At 63.7% G+C, this 17,839-nt stretch carries 19 protein-coding genes; 9 read left to right on the top strand and 10 right to left on the bottom strand.

Going from position 1 to position 17,839, the window contains the following annotated elements; genetic code table 11:
• Positions 1-65: 65 nt before the first annotated feature.
• Positions 66-1,727, bottom strand: coding sequence for a DEAD/DEAH box helicase (locus JYG36_RS08320; protein WP_036996503.1), 1,662 nt, complete (start codon positions 1,725-1,727; stop codon positions 66-68).
• Between the two features lie 355 nt (positions 1,728-2,082).
• The gene (locus JYG36_RS08315) at positions 2,083-2,838 is read right to left on the bottom strand and encodes a spermidine synthase (RefSeq protein WP_045195222.1); all 756 of its coding nucleotides are present in this window, start codon (positions 2,836-2,838) and stop codon (positions 2,083-2,085) included.
• A gap of 129 nt (positions 2,839-2,967) precedes the next feature.
• On the opposite strand from JYG36_RS08315, the gene JYG36_RS08310 reads away from it, so the two are divergent.
• Positions 2,968-4,314, top strand: coding sequence for a class II 3-deoxy-7-phosphoheptulonate synthase (locus JYG36_RS08310; RefSeq protein ID WP_093380541.1), 1,347 nt, complete (start codon positions 2,968-2,970; stop codon positions 4,312-4,314).
• On the opposite strand, the gene JYG36_RS08305 is transcribed toward JYG36_RS08310, so the two are convergent.
• Together JYG36_RS08305 and JYG36_RS08300 are read right to left on the bottom strand one after the other, a co-directional pair.
• Positions 4,295-5,536, bottom strand: coding sequence for a winged helix-turn-helix domain-containing protein (locus JYG36_RS08305; RefSeq protein ID WP_093380539.1), 1,242 nt, complete (start codon positions 5,534-5,536; stop codon positions 4,295-4,297). The genes JYG36_RS08310 and JYG36_RS08305 overlap by 20 nt on opposite strands.
• Before the next feature lie 58 nt (positions 5,537-5,594).
• Entirely contained in the window at positions 5,595-5,825 is a 231-nt protein-coding gene (locus JYG36_RS08300; protein ID WP_123567225.1) for a DUF1127 domain-containing protein, read from the bottom strand.
• Positions 5,826-5,922: 97 nt separating this feature from the next.
• Here JYG36_RS08300 and JYG36_RS08295 point away from each other — a divergent pair, with 97 nt between their 5' ends.
• On the top strand, positions 5,923-6,777 hold the full coding sequence (locus JYG36_RS08295; RefSeq protein WP_213603563.1) for a LysR family transcriptional regulator: 855 nt from the start codon (positions 5,923-5,925) through the stop codon (positions 6,775-6,777).
• Here the strand turns inward: JYG36_RS08295 and JYG36_RS08290 are convergent.
• The gene (locus tag JYG36_RS08290) at positions 6,767-7,516 is read right to left on the bottom strand and encodes a sulfite exporter TauE/SafE family protein (protein ID WP_213603561.1); all 750 of its coding nucleotides are present in this window, start codon (positions 7,514-7,516) and stop codon (positions 6,767-6,769) included. The genes JYG36_RS08295 and JYG36_RS08290 overlap by 11 nt on opposite strands.
• Positions 7,517-7,627: 111 nt before the next feature.
• On the opposite strand from JYG36_RS08290, the gene JYG36_RS08285 reads away from it, so the two are divergent.
• The 3 genes from JYG36_RS08285 (at position 7,628) to JYG36_RS08275 (ending at position 9,658) form a co-directional block, all read left to right on the top strand.
• A complete protein-coding gene (locus tag JYG36_RS08285) occupies positions 7,628-8,584 on the top strand; it encodes a LysR family transcriptional regulator (RefSeq protein ID WP_213603559.1) in 957 nt (318 codons plus the stop codon).
• A 56-nt stretch (positions 8,585-8,640) separates the two neighbouring features.
• A complete protein-coding gene (locus tag JYG36_RS08280) occupies positions 8,641-9,102 on the top strand; it encodes a MarR family winged helix-turn-helix transcriptional regulator (RefSeq protein WP_093380528.1) in 462 nt (153 codons plus the stop codon).
• Between the two features lie 127 nt (positions 9,103-9,229).
• Entirely contained in the window at positions 9,230-9,658 is a 429-nt protein-coding gene (locus JYG36_RS08275; protein ID WP_213603557.1) for an organic hydroperoxide resistance protein, read from the top strand.
• A 69-nt stretch (positions 9,659-9,727) separates the two neighbouring features.
• Here the strand turns inward: JYG36_RS08275 and JYG36_RS08270 are convergent, their stop codons facing one another.
• Positions 9,728-10,300, bottom strand: coding sequence for an elongation factor P (locus JYG36_RS08270; protein WP_038994110.1), 573 nt, complete (start codon positions 10,298-10,300; stop codon positions 9,728-9,730).
• A gap of 48 nt (positions 10,301-10,348) precedes the next feature.
• On the bottom strand, positions 10,349-11,482 hold the full coding sequence (gene earP / locus JYG36_RS08265; RefSeq protein ID WP_213603555.1) for an elongation factor P maturation arginine rhamnosyltransferase EarP: 1,134 nt from the start codon (positions 11,480-11,482) through the stop codon (positions 10,349-10,351).
• 121 nt (positions 11,483-11,603) lie between these two features.
• Between earP and JYG36_RS08260 the strand changes: the two genes are divergently transcribed.
• Positions 11,604-11,990: a hypothetical protein gene (locus JYG36_RS08260; protein WP_213603553.1), complete on the top strand. Its 387-nt coding sequence runs from the start codon at positions 11,604-11,606 to the stop codon at positions 11,988-11,990.
• Between the two features lie 4 nt (positions 11,991-11,994).
• The gene (locus JYG36_RS08255) at positions 11,995-12,477 is read left to right on the top strand and encodes a GreA/GreB family elongation factor (protein WP_123567219.1); all 483 of its coding nucleotides are present in this window, start codon (positions 11,995-11,997) and stop codon (positions 12,475-12,477) included.
• A 17-nt stretch (positions 12,478-12,494) separates the two neighbouring features.
• On the opposite strand, the gene JYG36_RS08250 is transcribed toward JYG36_RS08255, so the two are convergent.
• The gene (locus JYG36_RS08250) at positions 12,495-13,427 is read right to left on the bottom strand and encodes a LysR family transcriptional regulator (RefSeq protein WP_045195247.1); all 933 of its coding nucleotides are present in this window, start codon (positions 13,425-13,427) and stop codon (positions 12,495-12,497) included.
• Between the two features lie 123 nt (positions 13,428-13,550).
• Between JYG36_RS08250 and JYG36_RS08245 the strand changes: the two genes are divergently transcribed.
• A complete protein-coding gene (locus JYG36_RS08245) occupies positions 13,551-14,300 on the top strand; it encodes a 3-oxoacyl-ACP reductase family protein (protein WP_213603551.1) in 750 nt (249 codons plus the stop codon).
• A gap of 6 nt (positions 14,301-14,306) precedes the next feature.
• Here the strand turns inward: JYG36_RS08245 and JYG36_RS08240 are convergent, their stop codons facing one another.
• A complete protein-coding gene (locus JYG36_RS08240; RefSeq protein ID WP_093380517.1) occupies positions 14,307-15,194 on the bottom strand; it encodes a LysR family transcriptional regulator in 888 nt (295 codons plus the stop codon).
• Positions 15,195-15,300: 106 nt separating this feature from the next.
• Here JYG36_RS08240 and JYG36_RS08235 point away from each other — a divergent pair, with 106 nt between their 5' ends.
• Complete coding sequence (locus tag JYG36_RS08235) at positions 15,301-16,494, top strand: MFS transporter (RefSeq protein ID WP_213603549.1); 1,194 nt, start codon at positions 15,301-15,303, stop codon at positions 16,492-16,494.
• On the opposite strand, the gene JYG36_RS08230 is transcribed toward JYG36_RS08235, so the two are convergent.
• Complete coding sequence (locus tag JYG36_RS08230) at positions 16,491-17,831, bottom strand: TolC family outer membrane protein (RefSeq protein WP_213603548.1); 1,341 nt, start codon at positions 17,829-17,831, stop codon at positions 16,491-16,493. The genes JYG36_RS08235 and JYG36_RS08230 overlap by 4 nt on opposite strands.
• Positions 17,832-17,839 lie beyond the last annotated feature (8 nt).

Genomic DNA, 17,839 nt, shown 5'->3' with positions numbered 1-17,839 from the left:
CACATCACCTCGTACAGGCAAAAAAAATCCCCGAACCAGTCGGGGATTTTTTTATCGCTCGCGGATCAGTCTTCGCGGTAGCGGCGCAGCTTCAGCTGCTTGCCGGCAACACGAGTGTCCTTGAGCTTGGTCAGCAGACGCTCCAGACCTTCCTCCGGCAGCTCGACCAGGCTGAAGCTGTCGCGCACCTGGATGCGGCCGATCGCTTCGCGGGCCAGGCCGCCTTCGTTGAGGATCGCGCCCAGCAGGTTCTTGGCGGCGATACCGTCACGCGCGCCCAGCGCGGTACGGCAACGCGCACGACCTTCGCCCAGCGGCATGGGTGCACGACGCTCACGCTCGCCACGCTCCGGACGATCGCCAGTGCGCTCACGCGGGGTGTAGGTCGGAACCAGCGGCTGCTCTTTCTCGACCGCTTCAAGGGTCAGGGCCTGACCGTTGGTAGCCTTGCGCAGCAGGGCAGCGGCCAGGGCACGCGGGCTGCAACCGATGTCGGCGGTCAGGCGATCAAGCAGATCACCGTGGGTCGACTCGGCGTCAGCAACCAGCGGCGCCAGGCTGTTGGTCAGCTTCTTGATGCGCGCATCGAGAACGGCCTGGGCGTTCGGCAGGCGAACTTCAGCAACCTTCTGACCGGTAACACGCTCGATCACCTGCAGCATGCGACGCTCGCGCGGGGTAACCAGCAGCAGCGCACGGCCTTCGCGACCGGCACGGCCGGTACGGCCGATACGGTGAACGTAGGACTCCGGGTCGTACGGCATGTCGACGTTGAACACGTGAGTGATGCGCGGTACGTCCAGACCACGGGCAGCGACGTCGGTAGCGACGACGATGTCCAGGCGGCCATCTTTGAGCGAGTCGATGACGCGCTCACGCTGGTTCTGGGCAATGTCACCGTTCAGCGCAGCGGCTTTGTAGCCTTTGGCTTCGAGGGCGCTGGCCAGGTCCAGGGTGGCTTGCTTGGTACGCACGAAGGCGATCAGCGCGTCGAACTCTTCCACTTCCAGCAAACGCAGGACAGCAGAAACCTTCTGGTCGGCGTGGACCATCAGGTGGGCTTGTTCGATAGCGGTAACGGTCTGGGTCTTGCTCTGGATCTTGACGTGCTTCGGCTCGCGCAGGTGGCGCTCGGCGATGGCACGGATGGATGCAGGCAGGGTGGCCGAGAACAGTACGGTCTGACGGCTTTCCGGCATGGCCTTGAAGATCACTTCGAGGTCATCCATGAAGCCCAGCTTGAGCATTTCGTCGGCTTCGTCGAGCACCAGGTGGTTGACGGTTGCCAGGACTTTCTCGTCGCGACGCAGGTGGTCGCAGAGACGGCCCGGGGTAGCAACGACGATTTGCGCGCCGTTACGGATAGCTTTCAGTTGTGGGCCCATCGGGGCACCACCGTATACGGCCACCACGGTTACGCCCGGCATTTGCTTGGCGTAGGTTTCAAAAGCGGTGGCTACTTGCAGCGCCAACTCACGGGTTGGCGCCAGGATCAGGGCTTGCGGCTCGCGCTTGCTCGGGTCGATGCGGTGCAGGATTGGCAGAGCGAAGGCAGCGGTTTTACCGGTGCCGGTCTGCGCCTGACCGATCATGTCGTGACCAGCGAGAATAATCGGGATCGATTGCTGCTGAATGGCGGACGGCTCTTCGTAGCCGGTAGCCAGCACTGCAGCAACAATGCTCGGATGAAGTTCGAGAGCGGCGAAGCCGCCGGTTTCCTGGGTCATGGGTCTGCCTCTAAGTGCATCCGCAAAGACCCATGCTCCAAAGCTGCACATGCCTTGTAAGACCCGAAGGTCACCCTGGCAGCTTTGTCGGCGGGGATTTGCGAAAACGATTGAAGAAAAAAAGGAACGTCAAGGAGAGTCCGCAGTGCGGACGCGCAGCCGAAGCTGGCTTCGGGGAATTGCACACCTTAAACGAGGTCCGGTGAAAGACCGGCGCGTACTATACCTGAATTCGCCATTCACGGGAGATTTTTTTCATGAAACACACCAGCGCCAGGCCACGTAACGGCGGGCCCGGAAAGTGGACGACACTGGCGGCTGAATCGATTTTCCGCCAGTGACACAGTGACGCGCCTCAGGACGCCGGGCGAATCGCACCGATCAGCGGTTGCAACGAGTAGCCCAGTTGCGGCGCCAGCGCCTCGGCCCGCGCGGTCAGGCCCGGCAGATCGAGCTGCTGGTCGAGGTCAGCCGGGACCATGAGGATCACATTGCCCTCCTTGACCGGCAATTCCCAGTAATGCCGATGATAAAGGCCGCGCAGCAGCGCCGCACCCAGTGGCTTGCCGTCGTCGCTGGCCCACTGGTTGATCACCAGCCAGCCACCAGGGTTCAGGCGTTTCTGGCAGTTTTCCAGAAAACTCCAGGCCAGGTGCGCGACCCCCGGGCCGTGGTCGGTGTAGAGGTCGACGAAGATCAGGTCGGCGGATTCGGCCGTCTCCAGCAGTTCCATGGCATCGCCGATACGAATGTACAGGCGCGGGTCGTCATCCAGGCCCATGTACTCGATGGCCAGGCGCGGCACATCCGGGCGCAACTCGATGGCTTCGACGTCTTCCAGCGGCAGGAACTTCAGGCAGGCCTGGGTCAGGGTGCCGGCACCGAGCCCCAGGAACAACGCGCTCTCGGGCTCGGCGTGAGCCAGCGCGCCGATCAGCATGGCACGGGTGTAGTCGTACTCCAGCCAGCTCGGGTCGGCGGTGAACACGCAACTCTGCTCGATCGCCTCGCCAAATTCGAGAAAGCGATAGTCGTCGACTTCCAGCACGCTGATGGTGCCGTACTGGTCCTGCACCTGGGCCAGCAGTCGCTCTACCCGTTCCACTGTCATGCTGTCTCCCGGCAGACGCCGCCGTATCGCGCAAAAACCGCCATTGTCTGTCAATAGCGCCAGTGCAACAAGGCATGCGCCACCTGTTAACATGGCAGACAGCCCCTTTCCGAACAGATCGAGCCCGCAATGAACCACCCCTGGAGTCCTGACAGCTGGCGCGCCCTGCCGATCCAGCAGCAACCAAGCTACCCCGATGCTGCCCATCTGCTCAAGGTCGAGCAGACCCTGGCCAGCTATCCGCCGCTGGTGTTCGCCGGTGAAGCGCGGGAGCTGCGCCGCCAGTTTGCCGAAGTCACCCAGGGCCGGGCCTTCCTGCTCCAGGGCGGTGATTGCGCCGAAAGCTTCGCCGAGTTTTCCGCAGCCAAGATTCGCGACACCTTCAAGGTCCTGTTGCAAATGGCCATTGTCATGACCTTCGCCGCCGGCTGCCCGGTGGTCAAGATCGGGCGCATGGCCGGGCAATTCGCCAAGCCGCGCTCGGCGGGCGACGAGACCATTGGCGGCGTCACCCTGCCGGCCTACCGTGGCGACATCGTCAACGGCATCGGTTTCGACGAAGAAAGCCGGATCCCCGATCCGGAGCGCCTGCTGCAGGCCTACCACCAGTCCACCGCCAGCCTCAACCTGTTGCGCGCCTTTGCCCAGGGCGGCTTTGCCGACCTGCATCAGGTGCACAAGTGGAACCTGGACTTCATCGCCAACTCGGCGCTGGCAGAAAAATACAGCCAGCTGGCCGACCGCATCGACGAAACCCTGGCATTCATGCGTGCCTGCGGCCTGGACAGCTCGCCACAGCTGCGGGAAACCAGCTTCTTCACCGCCCACGAAGCGCTGCTGCTGAACTACGAAGAGGCCTTTGTACGCCGCGACAGCCTGACCAACGACTACTATGACTGCTCGGCGCACATGCTCTGGATCGGCGATCGCACCCGTCAGCTCGATGGCGCCCACGTCGAGTTCCTGCGCGGGGTGAACAACCCGATCGGGGTCAAGGTCGGGCCAAGCATGAACACCGAAGAGCTGATCCGCCTGATCGACGTGCTCAACCCCAGCAACGACCCCGGCCGCCTCAACCTGATCGTGCGCATGGGCGCCGACAAGGTCGGCGAACACCTGCCGGCGCTGATTCGCAGCGTCGAGCGCGAAGGCCGCCAGGTGCTGTGGAGTTCCGACCCGATGCACGGCAACACCATCAAGGCCAGCAGCGGCTACAAGACCCGCGATTTCGCCCAGATCCTCAGCGAGGTCAAGCAGTTCTTCCAGGTGCACCAGGCCGAAGGCAGCCATGCCGGCGGCATTCATATCGAGATGACCGGGCAGAACGTCACCGAATGCATCGGCGGCGCACGCCCCATCACCGAAGACGCCCTCTGCGACCGCTACCACACCCATTGCGACCCGCGAATGAATGCCGATCAGTCGCTGGAGCTGGCGTTCCTGATCGCCGAAACCCTCAAGCAAGTGCGTCGCTAACGCGGCCAGCGGCCAGCGCCACGCGCAAGCGTGCGGCGCTGGCGCGCGGGCAGTGCAACTGCACCTCGGCCAGGCCCAGCCAACTGGCCATGCGCTGCAGGTTGTCGGCCAGGGCCTGCATGCCCGCGTCATCCAGCCCCGGCTGCTCTTCGTGCACCGCGTGGATTGCCAGGCAGTCATTGGCACGCTCGGCGCGCAGGTCGACCCGCGCGGCAATCCGTTCGTTGTGCAAAAACGGCAACACGTAATAGCCGTACACGCGCTTGGGCGCCGGCGTGTAGATCTCCAGGCGGTAACGAAAGTCAAACAGCCGCTCGGTGCGCTCACGCGCCCAGACCAGCGAGTCAAAGGGTGAAAGCAAGGCGCTGCTGCTCACTTTACGCGGCACCTTTGGCGCCTCCAGGCAATACGCCGCTTGCGTCCAGCCCTGTACCGCACAGGCTTGCAATTGCCCCTCCTCGACCAGTTCGGCCAGGCGTGCGCGGCTGTCGCCGGGGGCCAGGCGAAAGTAGTCGCGCAGGTCCTTCTCGGTGGCCACGCCCAGCGCCTGTGCGGCATGCAATAAAAGCCCACGCTGAGCGTCGGCCTCCGGCAGTGGTGGTTGCTCAAGCAATGCAGCCGGCAGTACCCGCTCGGGCAAATCATACAAGCGCTCGAACCCGCGCCTGCCGGCGACATTGACCAACCCTGCGGCAAACAGCCATTCCAGCGCGTGCTTCTCCGCGCTCCAGTCCCACCAGGGCCCAGCGCGCTCCTGGCGGGTCGACAGGCTGCCAGCGCCGAGGGCGCCGTGCTCGGTCACCGCCGCCAGCACCCGGGCAATGGTCGCTTGCTGCTCGCGGCCAAAACGCGCCAGCTGTTGATAGATCCCCTGCCCCTGGCGCGCACGCTCCATGCGCCAGCGCAGCAGTGGATACAGCTGCAGCGGCAACAGCGAGGCCTCATGCCCCCAGTATTCGAAGAGTTTGCGTTGACGGTTGCGCCCCCAGGCCAGCTGATCGAGCAGCGCCTGTGGATAACTGCCGAGGCGGGAAAACAGCGGAAGGTAGTGCGAACGCACCAGGGCATTGACCGAATCGATCTGCACCACACCCAGGCGCTCAATCATCCGGCTAAGTTGCGCGGCACCGAGCGACGGGCTCGCCTGCCGATTGTTGAAGCCTTGAGCCGACAACGCCAGGCGGCGCGCCTGGGCCAGGGAAAGCGACTGTGTGGTGGGCATGCCCGGCTCCTTGTGAACAAGCCCACTTACACTAGTCGTGGCACCGCCATGATGCGACTCATTTTTTCAGCGGATCATCCCAGAACGGGCGCTCCACCTCGCGCAGGATATCGGCGCGGCTCAAGCCGATATCGTCCAGCGCCGCGTCACTCAGGCGCGCCAGTTCGCGGCGCTCACGGCGCAGTTGGCGCCAACGCAGCAGTTGCTGGGCCGCCCCTTGGGTGAGCTGGTAGATCCAGCTGTGCTGGGACGTTGAGTACTGCAGAACAAGCGATTTCTGACCTTTCATCGTCTTACCCTCCTGTTGGGATGACGACAGTGTCAGCTCGAGCATAAGATCAATCCAACGAATGTTTCTTATGTAATACATCTAGGAGATTGATGCCTTGTCCCAGTACCAGAGTATCGATTCCGACGTGCTGCGCACCTTTGTCGCCATCGCCGAACACGGCGGCTTCACCCGTGCCGGCGAAGTGGTCAACCGTAGCCAGTCGGCGGTGAGCATGCAGATGAAACGCCTGGAGGAGGACATCATCCAGCGCCAGCTGTTCGAGCGCGATGGCCGCCAGGTGCGCCTGACCGCCGAGGGCCAGGTGCTGCTGGGCTATGCCCGGCGGATCCTCAAGTTGCACGGCGAGGTGTTCAATACCCTGCGCATGCCGCACATGGTCGGGGTGGTGCGCATCGGCACCCCGGACGACTACGCCATGCGCTTTTTGCCAGGCATCCTCTCAAGTTTTGCCCAGGCCTATCCGTTGGTGCAGGTCGAGGTGCACTGCGAAAGTTCGCGGCAGCTGATGCAACGCCAGGATCTGGACCTGACCATCGTCACTCGCGAGCCTGGCAACGAAATCGGCCAGTTGCTGCGCCGCGAGCGCGCAGTGTGGGTGCAGGCCCAGGGCTTCTGCCCGCATGAGCACAACCCGCTGCCGCTGGCGATGTTCAACTGCGATTGTTACTGCCGGACCTGGGCCTGCAACGCCCTGGATGCCATCGAGAAGGAGTACCGGATCGCCTATACCAGCGCCAGCACCGCGGCGATCATGGCCGTGGTCAGCGCCGGCCTGGCGGTCACCGCGCAATTGCAGAGCCTGATCACCAGCGACTTGCAGATCATCGGCGAGGCCGAAGGCCTGCCCCCACTGCCCACCGCCAGCATCATGCTGCTGCGCAATCGCACCACGCAGTCGGAAATGACAGACTGCCTGGCCGACTACATCATCGAGGGCTTCAGATCTTGAACGCGAGCATTACCGCGCACAGCACCAGAAAACCGCAGAACAGCGAACGCAGGACTTTTTCCGGCAGGGCGTGAGCCAGTTTCACACCCCAACTGATGCTCAGCAGGCCACCGATCGCCAGCGGGATGCCCATGCTCCACTGCACGTGTTGATGCAGACCATAAGTCAGCAAAGTAACGGCCGTACTCGGGGCCGCCAACGCCAGCGACAAACCCTGGGCAACCACCTGGGTGGTGCCGAAAACGCTGGTCAGCACCGGCGTTGCCACCACCGCCCCGCCGACCCCGAACAAGCCGCCCAGCACCCCGGCGCCGCTGCCCAGCACGCCCAGCCACGGCCAGGGCTGGCGCAGTTCACTGGATGGCTGCGCCGTGCGCATGAACATCCGCGCCAGGTTCCAGGCCGCCAGCGCCACCAGAAACAGCACGAAGCCAAAGCGCATGGCCTGGGCATCGACGCCCACCGCCCAGATCGAGCCCAGCCAGGCAAACACAAAGCTGCTCGCCGCCAGCGGCAGCGCATGCCTGAGCTCAATGCGATTGCGCTGGTGATACCGCCACAGTGCCAACAGCACGTTGGGCACCACCATCACCAACGCCGTGCCCTGGGCCAGTTGCTGGTCGAGGCCGAACAGCACCCCCAACGCCGGAATCGCGATCAGCCCGCCACCAATGCCGAACAACCCGCCTACGGTGCCCAGTGCCGCGCCTAGCGCTATGTATATCGCCCACTCGATCATTGCTGTCTCTCTTAAGTGCCAAGCGCTGCATGCTACCGAGCTGGCGCTAGCGGGGAAACGCACAGCAACGCACAATGGCTGTGCCATTTACGCAAAAGCAGATCTGCCGCCATGAACCCCGACGCCCTGACCGAACAACTCAGCCTGTTTCTCGATGTGCTGGAAACCGGCAGCTTCTCCGCTACTGCCAGGCGTCATCCGTTGACGCCTTCGGCGGTGGCACGGCGTATCGATAGCCTGGAAAGCGCAGTCGGCAGCCGCCTGTTCGTGCGCAGTACCCATGCGGTAAGGCCGACGCCGGCGGGCAATGCCTTTGCCGAGCGCGCCCGGCGAATTGTCGAAGAACTGCGCCTGGCCCGGGCTGAAGCGGTGTCGCTGAGCAATGCCCCGGAAGGCCTGATTCGCATCGACGCCCCGGCCGCCTTCGGCCGCCGCCACCTGGCCCCGGCCATCGCCGATTTCCTCGTTGCCTATCCCGGCCTGGACGTACAACTGCGCCTGATCGACAGCTTCGTCGACCTGCACGGCGCGCACCTGGGCGAAGTCGACCTGGTACTGCGCGCCGGCCCGCTGGCCGACACTCGCCTGGTGGCCACGCCGCTGGCCTATATGGTGCGCATTGCCTGCGCCAGCCCCGGCTATCTGGCCCAGCGCGGCATTCCCGCCAGCCCGGCTGAACTGCCTGAACACGATGGCCTGGACTGGGACGGCCTGGCCCCGCCCTTCGCCTGGCGCTTCGCGGTCGAGGGGCAGATGCGCCTGTACCGCCCGACGCGCATGCGCATGAGTGCCAACAATGCCGAAACCCTGCTGTTCGGCGCCCTCGCCGGCCTGGGCATCGCCCACCTGCCCACCTGGCTGATCAGCGAGTACCTGCTGCGCGGCGAATTGCTGCCGCTATTCTGTGACAACGGATTGCCCGGCGCCGAAAGCAGTGGCATCTATGCCCTGCGCCTGGAACATGAAACGAACTCTCGCAGCCGTTTGCTGCTCGAATTCCTCAAGAGCCGCTTCAGCCCGATCCCGCCATGGGACCTGGCGCTGCAAAGCGAGCTGCGCTGGCAGTAAGTGCGCTAATTACTTGCGTGCTAAATTTAAAGGACTCAACCCATGAAAGGATGTGCATGAACGCCGACCCGAAAGCGCCCGCTCCCTGCGACGAACTGCGCCTGGATAACCAGGTGTGCTTTGCTCTGCATTCGACTTCGCTGCTGATGACCAAGGTCTACAAGCCGCTGCTGCACAAGCTTGGGCTGACGTACCCACAATACCTGGCGATGTTGGTGCTGTGGGAACAGGACGGCCTGACCGTCGGCGAGATAAGCCAGCGCCTGCTCACCGATCCAGGCTCGCTCACTCCCTTGCTCAAGCGCCTGGAAGCCGAAGGCCTGCTCAAGCGTACCCGCAGCCGTGAAGATGAACGGGTCGTGCTGGTGCAGTTGAGCGACCAGGGCCGCGCCTTGCAAGCCCGGGCCAAGGATGTGCCGCACTGCATCCTCGCCGCCAGTGGCGAGAACCTCCAACGCCTGCAAAAGCTGCAGGCCGACTTGCTGGAACTGCGCGCCAACCTGCAAAAAAGCCTCTGAGGGCTATGCTGGTAGATGACCGTTCGTAGGTCAGCCGAAAAATTATCTTGCGCACTAAATAATTGCGCGCTAATTTAATTTCCGTACCCACTCAGCGCCGCGGCGCCACTCACAAGCGAGGCTCATCATGCAAAAAGTCACTCCGCTGTACATTGCCCAAGCCACATCCACCGGTGGCCGCGACGGTAAATCGAGCTCCAGCGACGGCAAGCTGGAAGTCCAGCTGAGCACCCCCAAGGAACTGGGCGGCGCCGGTGGTGACGGCACCAACCCCGAACAGCTGTTTGCCGCCGGCTATTCGGCCTGCTTTATCGGCGCCCTGAAGTTTGTCGCCGGCCAGCAGAAAAAGGCCCTGCCTGCTGACAGCTCGATCACTGCCAAGGTCGGCATCGGCCAGATTCCGGGTGGCTTCGGTCTGGATATCGACCTGAACATCAACCTGCCGGGCCTGGACCAGGCTGAGGCGCAAGCACTGGTTGACGCCGCTCACCAGGTCTGCCCGTACTCCAATGCCACCCGTGGCAATGTCGATGTACGCCTGCATGTGACTGTCTGAGTGATAAAACCCCAGGCATAAAAAAACCCGGCCAAGGCCGGGTTTTTCGATTGCGCAGGAATACCAGGCTTAGACCTTGGCACGGCCCTTGTAGGAGCCGCCTTCGCGAGTGTCGATCTCGATCCAGTCGCCGATTTCGATGAAGTCAGCAACGCTCAGCTCGGTGCCGTTCTTCAGCTTGGCAGGCTTCATGACCTTGCCCGAAGTGTCGCCGCGAGCGGAACCTTCGGTGTAGTCAACCTGACGCACGATGGTGGTTGGCAGGTCAACCGAAACCAGGCGCTCTTCGAAGAACACGGCTTCGCAGACGTCTTCCATGCCTTCTTCGATGAACGGCAGAACGGCCTCGATGTCTTCGGCGTTCAGCTCGTACATGGTGTAGTCAGTGGTGTCCATGAAGGTGTAGGTGTCGCCGTTGATGAACGACAGGGTCGCTTCTTTGCGATCCAGGATTACGTCGTCCAGCTTGTCGTCGGCCGAGTAGACGGTTTCAGTCTTGTAGCCGGTCAGCAGGTTCTTCAGCTTGGTTTTCATGATCGCGCTGTTACGGCCCGACTTGGTGAACTCAGCCTTCTGAACCAGCCATGGATCGTTGTCGATACGGATCACGGTACCGGGTTTCAGTTCTTTACCAGTTTTCATTGCGATATATCCGAATTTGGATGGATTTACAAAAATCGAGGCCGCATATCATAGCCAATTTCGGTAAAACTGTACCAGCGCCGCGGCAAGGTCCGGCTGAGCGGCCTGTACTGCGCTCCAGCGGCGGGCATGCCGGTCCAGTTCGTCCCAGTGCGCCAGCACCTGTTGCCAGGCCTGCCCCATGTCGCTGTCCATGTTCCAGGCTCGCCACAATTGCACCAGCGCAGCCCCCGCCGGGGCGGACAATTCCAGGATGTACAGGTCGAGAAACGCCTCGAGTTTTTCCCAGTGGGCGTATTCTTCCTGCACATAGATATGCCAGAGCAGCGGCCGTGCCGCCCACTGCGCACGGACGAAAGAATCTTCGCCACGCACCGCGTTGAAATCGCAGCACCAGAGCAGCCGGTCGTAATCGTCCTGGCTGACGAAGGGCAGGATCTGCACGGTCAGCGCACCGCGCCGGGCAATATTGCCCACGCTCAGCGCCTGTTCGCCAAGCCAGGCCTGAACGTCACCCAGCACGCGCCCTTCGGGTACCAACAGGTGGTTGGGGCGGCTGTCGGCGGCCAGCACGTCCAGCCAACTGGCCACGCCGGGGTTTTCGTAGGCGAACAGCGAAATCAGCCGGGCATTGTTTTCTGGCGTTACGCCCAGGCCCTGCAGAAATGCCTTGCGTGCAGCCGGGTCCTGCTGGAGCGCGTCGCGCTGTGACAGCAGGTTTGCCTCACGCAGCAAGCCGCCGGTTTTGCGGGTGAAGCCCGGAAAGAAAAACACCTTGCGCAAGCCATTGGCCTGGGGCGACGGCAAACCATGGCAGCCTTCGACCCAGTCTTCGGCGCTGAGATAATCCAGGTTCAGCCACAATGGCGCACGTGGCTGATCGAGCATCGCCTGCACATAAGCGGGCGGCAACTGACAAGCGAACGCGCCAATCACCACCTGCGCTACCGCCGTGTCCTGCCACTCGCCAGGCCATTGGCGCACATCAACGCCGTGCTGCCATTGCTGGACGGCATCGGCCCGGCCTTCGGGGCAGATACGCACGAACGCCTTCAGGTCATCCACCCACAGGCGCACCGCGAGGCCCTGCTCGGCCACCAATTGCCGGGCCAGACGCCAGGTCACGCCGATGTCGCCGTAGTTGTCGACGACACAACAGAAGATGTCCCAGTGCGTTTTCATCGCTGGTCCCGTGAAAAAACGCCGATTGTCCGGGTAAATCATCGCAGACAAAAGCATGGCAGGTAAAAAACCTGCTGCACCATGCGACAATGGCCACCCGTGTCCTGGCCAGGAGGCCATCATGCCCCGCCCTCGCGAACTGAAGATCGCCCTCAAGCCGCTGCAACTGATCCTGTGCATTGCCCTGGGCCTGTGGCTTGGCGCCGTGGCCATCGCCCTGAGCCTGTGGCTGGCCGGGCGCCTGCTGCCTGCGACGGTGCCGCCGATCGGCCAGGTGCTTGCGCCGCCTGCCATCGCCCCGGCGCCCCCGCCGGCGGCAGACCCGCAACAGCAGATGTTCGAGCAGTACCAGCAGATCCTGCGCAACCAGCAGGTACAGCAGGCCGAAGAACAGGCACAAGGCAGCATGCGCAACCTGTCCAACCCCAAGTGCCAGTTCTGGCTGCAGCAAAACCGCAACCTGCCCACGGAAAAAAGTCGCGCCCATGTCCTGGAATTTTGCAACTGACACCATGAACAAAGCCGACCTGTTGCAACGCATCATCGATACCCTGACCTTCGACCTGGACGTCGCCCAGCGCGCGGCGCAAACCGCCTATGAAGCGGCCACCGCCGAAGAGAACATCGCCGAGAACAAGTACGACACCCTGGGCCTTGAGGCTTCGTACCTGGCCACCGGGCAAGCCCGGCGCATGGAAGAGATCCGCCAGGCGCGGGCGGCGTACCAGCAGTTGCTGCTGCGCGACTATGACCCGCAACGCGGCATCCAGGTCAGCAACCTGGTGACCCTCGAGGCCGAGAACGGCAGTTGCCAGCAGTTATTCCTCGGCCCCGAAGGCGCGGGCCTGAAGATTGGCCAGGGCGAGCACCTGGTCACGGTGATCACCCCGCGCTCGCCACTGGGTCAGGGCCTGCTCGGCAAGGTCGAAGAGGATGAGGTCAGCCTGGTGCTCGGCGGCGTGCCCCAGCGTTACTTCATCCTCAAGGTTCTGTGATCAGGAAGGCTGCGCCTTCACAAAGATCCCAAGGCATCAAAGCGCTGCGCCAACCCCTGGCTGGCAAACTGCTCGATGATAAAATCGACAAAGGCCCGGGTCTTGCCCGGCAACAGTTTGTGTTCGGCGTAGTACAGCGAGATGTTGCCGTCGTCCACATACCAGCCCGGCAACACTCGCAGCAGCCGCCCGGCCTGCAGGTATGGCACGGCAAATGGCATGCTCACCAGCGCCACGCCCAGGCCCTGCTCCGCTGCCGCGCAGGCGGCTTCCGAATCGCTCATGGTCATGCGCAGGCGCAGGCTCAACGGACTTTGTTCCCGCTCGCGGCTGGTCAGCGGCCAGGAGCGCACGCGCCCGGTTTGCGGCGAACGGATGAGGATGCCATCGAGTGCGTGCAAGTCGCCAGGCTGGGTGATCGGCGGATGCTGCTGCAGGTAGGCCGGCGCCGCTACCAGAATCCGGTGCGCCGGAGTCAGCTTGCGCGCCACCACGCCTTGCGGCAGATCGAAGCCGCCGCCAATGGCCGCATCGAAACCCTGGCCAATCAGGTCGACCTGGCGGTTATCAAAATGCCAATCGGGGCTGATGGCCGGGTAGCGCCGCAGGAACTCAGCCAGCAACGGCACAATGTACAGACGGCCGAACACCGTGCCCATGCTCACTTTCAGGGTACCGGCCGGCTGCCCTTCGGCACTGGCAAGGTTAGCCACGGCGTACTGGATGGTCTGGAAACTCGCCGCTACCTCACCGAGAAAACGCTGGCCGGCCTCGGTCAGGGTCAGGCGCCGAGTACTGCGCTGGAACAAGCGCACACCCAGACGTGCCTCCAGGCGGGCGACGTTCTTGCCCACTGCCGCCGGGGTCAGGCTCAGGCGCCGCGCGGCTTCGGCAAAGCTGCCGACCTCGGCGCTGCGGACAAAACACTCGATACTGCTGAACGACTCCATCGCGGCGATTCCATACTTCTGGTTTACACAGACTATAGCGATTACTGGCTACCGGCAGGGTAATCAGCGGCCGATACTGGGCCCCATCCAAGGCATCCGGCCTTGTTCTTTCGGGAGCACAGCATGTCGACCCAATCCAGCCTCAACGGTAAAGTAGCCCTGATCCAGGGTGGCTCGCGCGGTATCGGCGCTGCCATCGTCAAACGCCTGGCCGCCGAAGGCGCCAGTGTCGCCTTCACCTACGCCAATGCCACGGCCCAGGCCGATGCCTTGCAGCAGAGCATCATCGCCGACGGCGGCAAGGCCCTGGCAATCAAGGCCGACAGCGCCGATGCCAGCGCCGTGCAGCAAGCTGTGGCAAGCACCGTCGAGGCCTTCGGTGGCCTGGATATCCTGGTCAACAACGCCGGGGTACTGGCCGTCGGGCCCCTGGCGGATTTCAGCCTGGAAGACTTCGACCGTACCCTGGCGGTGAATGTGCGCAGCGTTTTCGTCGCCACCCAGGCCGCTGCCCGGCACATGGGCCAGGGCGGGCGGATCATCAACATCGGCAGCACCAATGCCGAGCGCATGCCCTTCGCCGGTGGCGGCCCCTATGCCATGAGCAAGTCGGCGCTGGTCGGCCTGACCCGCGGTCTGGCCCGTGACCTCGGCCCCCTGGGCATCACCATCAACAACGTCCAGCCGGGGCCGGTGGACACCGACATGAACCCGGCCCAGGGCGAGTTCGCTGAAAGCCTGATGGGCTTGATGGCGGTGGGTCGCTACGGCCACGTCGATGAGATCGCCAGCTTCGTCGCCTACCTGGCCGGCCCGGAGGCGGCGTACATCACTGGCGCAAGCCTGAGCATCGATGGCGGCTTCGCGGCCTGAGGCCAGTCAATGACCGTCCCTGTCGGCCAGGCGCTGTTCAATCAACTGGACGAAGGCCCTGGCGGCCGGGGTCGGGTGCGTCGACCAGATCGCATAAACGTGACGCACCGGCGCATCCTCAACCGCTACCGACGCCACGCCATTGAAGCCGTTGGCAATTCGCGCCGGCACCAGGCCGATCGCCAGGCCGCGCTTGGCGAATTTCTCCACCAGGCGGATGTTGGTCATTTCGAACTGCACCCGATGGCGCACTCCGGCGGCAGCAAAGGCTTCGTCAGTTTGCCGGCGCGCGCCGCTACCGGCGGGAAAATCCACCAGCGGCTGGGCTTCAAGATCGGCCAGGGACAAGCGAATCTTGCCTGCCAAAGGGTGCTCGACAGCCATCACCGCCACCAATTCTTCTTCGGCCAGCAGGCGGTACTCGACGCCTTCCAGCCGCTCGCCCGGCCAGATTCCGATAAAACCCACGTCCAGGCGTCGCTCGCGCACGTCGGCGATCAGCAACTCGCTCTTGGCCATCAGCCAGCGGATGTCCACCCGTGGATGTTGGGCATGAAAATCAGCCAGCAGATCGACCAGGTCCAGCTCGGTCAGCGAGGTGATCTCGCCGATCGACAATTGCCCGCGCACTTCACCGCAGGCGGCGGCAACATCCTCGGCAATCCTTCGAGTCGCCTCCAGTGCTGGCCGCGCGCTTTGCACAAAAGCTTCCCCCGCAGGCGTCAGGCGCACGCGCCGCGAGCTACGCTCGAACAGGCTGACGCCGAGGGTTTCTTCCAGCCGGGCAATCTGATGGCTCAAGGCCGACTGCACCACATGGCAGCGCTCGGCGGCGCGGGTGAAGCTGCCGGTGTCGACTACCGCCAAGGCATATTCAATCTGCTTGAGATTCATGGATCGATCTATTTTCAAGATGGATAGAATGAAAACGATACATTGGCGTCATGCTAGCGCATTTCCCATACTGTCACCTCCAACTGCCACTGATTAGAGACGGTCCATGACCTCTGCCACCCACCCCCTGAGCCGCGGCCTGATTTTGCTGATGGCCACTGCCACAGGCCTCGCGGTCGCCAGCAACTACTACGCACAACCCTTGCTGCACAGCATCGCCGAGCATTTCGGCCTGACCACCGCCAGCGCCGGGGCCATCGTCATGGCCGCACAACTGAGCTACGGCGCCGGCCTGTTGCTGCTGGCACCGCTGGGCGACCTGTTCGAACAACGCAAGCTGATCGTCAGCATGATTGCCATCAGCACCCTGGGCCTGCTGATCAGCGCCTTTTCGCCAAGCCTGATATGGCTGCTGATCGGCACCACCCTCACCGGCCTGTTTTCGGTGGTCGCCCAAGTGCTGGTACCGATGGCGGCGGGCCTGAGTGATCCGGCGCAACGCGGGCGGGTGGTCGGCACGCTGATGAGCGGGCTGCTGCTGGGCATCCTGCTGGCGCGCACGGCTGCCGGCTTCATGGCTGAAGTGGGTAGCTGGCGCAGCATCTACCTGTTGGCGGCAGGATTGATGGGGCTGTCGGCGATCGCCCTGTTCCGTGCCCTGCCCGAGCGTCACCAGCACGCTGGGCTCAGTTATCCGGCGCTGCTCGGCTCGGTGTTCCGCCTGTTCGTCGACGAGCCGATCCTGCGCTTGCGCTCGCTGCTGGGGCTGTTGTCGTTCAGCCTGTTCGCCTTGTTCTGGACGCCGCTGGCCTTTCTGCTGTCGGCCGAGCCTTACCACTATTCCGACGCAGTGATCGGCCTGTTTGGCCTGGCCGGTGCCGCCGGGGCCCTGTCGGCCAACTGGGCCGGGCGCCTGGCCGACCGCGGCAAAGGCCCGCTGGGCACCACGGTGGGCTTGCTGGTACTGCTGCTTTCGTGGGTACCGCTGGCCTTTGCGCAGTCGTCGCTGGCGGCATTGCTGGTTGGCGTGCTGTTGCTCGACCTGGCGGTGCAACTGGTGCACGTGAGCAACCAGAACGCGGTGATTGTCCTGCGTCCGCAAGCGCGCAACCGCCTGAATGCCGGCTACATCACCTGCTACTTCATCGGCGGCGCCCTCGGCTCGCTGCTCGGCACGCAGCTGTTCCAGCGCTATGGCTGGGACGGCATCGTCATCGCCGGCCTGAGCATCGGCGCCCTGGCCCTGCTGGTCTGGGGCCTGGCTGAACGCCAGCGCGCCGTGCGCCCGGGTATCGCCTAACGGCGCACAAAGGCTTCATCGACCCTCGCCAGGTGCTCCTCGCGCAGGGTCCCGGCGTAGTAGTGCAGCTTGATCCAGGCCAGTAAATAGTCGTAGCGGGCCTGGGCCAGGTCGCGGCGGGTGGTCGCCAGTTGCTGCTCGGCATTGAGCACATCGAGGTTGACCCGCTCGCCACCCAGCACACTCTGGCGGGTCGATTGCACCAGCGCCTCGGCCGAAGTCAGCGCGCGCTGATAGGCACGCAGGCGGCTGACGCCGGACTGGCAGGCGTTGTACTGGCGGCGCAGCTCGATCAGGGTGGTACGGGTATTGCCGTCCAGTTCATATTCGGCCTGCTCCAGGTTGCGGCTGGCCTGACGGGTGGCCGCCGACACCCCGCCCCCGGCAAACAACGGCAGGCTGACTTCGATGCCGATGGTGTTGGTGTCATAGCGCTGGTTATAGGTGTTGCCACTGTCGGACTGCATTTGCCGAGAAGTCGCGTAAGCCGTGACCTTGGGCAGGTGCCCGGCCCGGTTGCGCTCCACCTCGAATCCGGCCACTTGCAGGGCCTGGCGCTGGGACGCCAGTTGCGGGTTGTTGGCCAGGGCCAGCTCATGCCAGGCCTCGTAGGTCGCCGGTTGCAGCGCCAGCAGGGCAAAGCCGTCGTTGAGCGGCGCCAGCTCGTCGATGCGCGCCGAAGGCTCGCCGATCAGCGCCCCTAGCTCGCGCAGGGCGGCGTCCTGGTCGTTACGGGCCTGGATCTCCTCGGCGTCGGCCAGCTCATAGCGGGCCTGGGCTTCGAGGATGTCGGTACGGGTGCCCTCGCCCTGCTGGAACAGTTGCTGGTTCTGCTGGAACTGCTGTTGATAGGCCTGCTTGCTGGCGACACTGATGCTGATCTGGTCGTCGGCGAACAGCGCCTGGGTATAGCTGGTCATCACCCGCACCAGCAGTTCCTGGCTCTTGCCGCGAAACTCCTCATCGGCAAACAGCGCCTGGGCCACGCCCTTGCGGTAACTGGCGTAGGCCTCGTAGTCGAGCAACGGCTGCTGAAGGATGAAGGTCGAGCCGTAGCTGTTGTAGTGGCGGTCTTCATCTTCGCGCCGCGAATCGCCCAGGTAACGGGCCTTGGAATCGTTGCGGCCCTTGTTGTAGTTGTACGACAGGTTTGGCAGCAAGCCGGCGCGGCCGATGGCGCGGTTTTCCTGCCCGGCGTCGCGGGCCTTGAGCGCGCCGAGGAACACCGGGTCCTTGCGCAGCGCCTGTTCATACACCTGAAACGGCCCCATGGCCTGCGCGCCCGCCCCTGTTGTCAGGGCGAACGCCGCCAGCAGCCCGGTCATCAAGCTTTTCATCCACGGGC

Origin of the sequence: Pseudomonas sp. SORT22, assembly GCF_018417635.1 — a bacterium.
GTDB lineage: Bacteria > Pseudomonadota > Gammaproteobacteria > Pseudomonadales > Pseudomonadaceae > Aquipseudomonas.
The sequence above is the reverse complement of the archived record's forward strand: the minus strand, read 5'-3'. Positions and strand labels throughout refer to the sequence as shown.

Excerpts from the sequence above, each read along its gene's own strand:
- JYG36_RS08320 (WP_036996503.1), bottom strand. The coding sequence starts at position 1,727 with ATGACCCAGGAAACCGGCGGCTTCGCCGCTCTCGAACTTCATCCGAGC.
- JYG36_RS08315 (WP_045195222.1), bottom strand. The coding sequence starts at position 2,838 with ATGACAGTGGAACGGGTAGAGCGACTGCTGGCCCAGGTGCAGGACCAG.
- JYG36_RS08310 (WP_093380541.1), top strand. The coding sequence starts at position 2,968 with ATGAACCACCCCTGGAGTCCTGACAGCTGGCGCGCCCTGCCGATCCAG.
- JYG36_RS08305 (WP_093380539.1), bottom strand. The coding sequence starts at position 5,536 with ATGCCCACCACACAGTCGCTTTCCCTGGCCCAGGCGCGCCGCCTGGCG.
- JYG36_RS08300 (WP_123567225.1), bottom strand. The coding sequence starts at position 5,825 with ATGAAAGGTCAGAAATCGCTTGTTCTGCAGTACTCAACGTCCCAGCAC.
- JYG36_RS08290 (WP_213603561.1), bottom strand. The coding sequence starts at position 7,516 with ATGATCGAGTGGGCGATATACATAGCGCTAGGCGCGGCACTGGGCACC.
- JYG36_RS08285 (WP_213603559.1), top strand. The coding sequence starts at position 7,628 with ATGAACCCCGACGCCCTGACCGAACAACTCAGCCTGTTTCTCGATGTG.
- JYG36_RS08280 (WP_093380528.1), top strand. The coding sequence starts at position 8,641 with ATGAACGCCGACCCGAAAGCGCCCGCTCCCTGCGACGAACTGCGCCTG.
- JYG36_RS08275 (WP_213603557.1), top strand. The coding sequence starts at position 9,230 with ATGCAAAAAGTCACTCCGCTGTACATTGCCCAAGCCACATCCACCGGT.
- JYG36_RS08270 (WP_038994110.1), bottom strand. The coding sequence starts at position 10,300 with ATGAAAACTGGTAAAGAACTGAAACCCGGTACCGTGATCCGTATCGAC.
- earP (WP_213603555.1), bottom strand. The coding sequence starts at position 11,482 with ATGAAAACGCACTGGGACATCTTCTGTTGTGTCGTCGACAACTACGGC.
- JYG36_RS08260 (WP_213603553.1), top strand. The coding sequence starts at position 11,604 with ATGCCCCGCCCTCGCGAACTGAAGATCGCCCTCAAGCCGCTGCAACTG.
- JYG36_RS08255 (WP_123567219.1), top strand. The coding sequence starts at position 11,995 with ATGAACAAAGCCGACCTGTTGCAACGCATCATCGATACCCTGACCTTC.
- JYG36_RS08250 (WP_045195247.1), bottom strand. The coding sequence starts at position 13,427 with ATGGAGTCGTTCAGCAGTATCGAGTGTTTTGTCCGCAGCGCCGAGGTC.
- JYG36_RS08245 (WP_213603551.1), top strand. The coding sequence starts at position 13,551 with ATGTCGACCCAATCCAGCCTCAACGGTAAAGTAGCCCTGATCCAGGGT.
- JYG36_RS08240 (WP_093380517.1), bottom strand. The coding sequence starts at position 15,194 with ATGAATCTCAAGCAGATTGAATATGCCTTGGCGGTAGTCGACACCGGC.
- JYG36_RS08235 (WP_213603549.1), top strand. The coding sequence starts at position 15,301 with ATGACCTCTGCCACCCACCCCCTGAGCCGCGGCCTGATTTTGCTGATG.
- JYG36_RS08230 (WP_213603548.1), bottom strand. The coding sequence starts at position 17,831 with ATGAAAAGCTTGATGACCGGGCTGCTGGCGGCGTTCGCCCTGACAACA.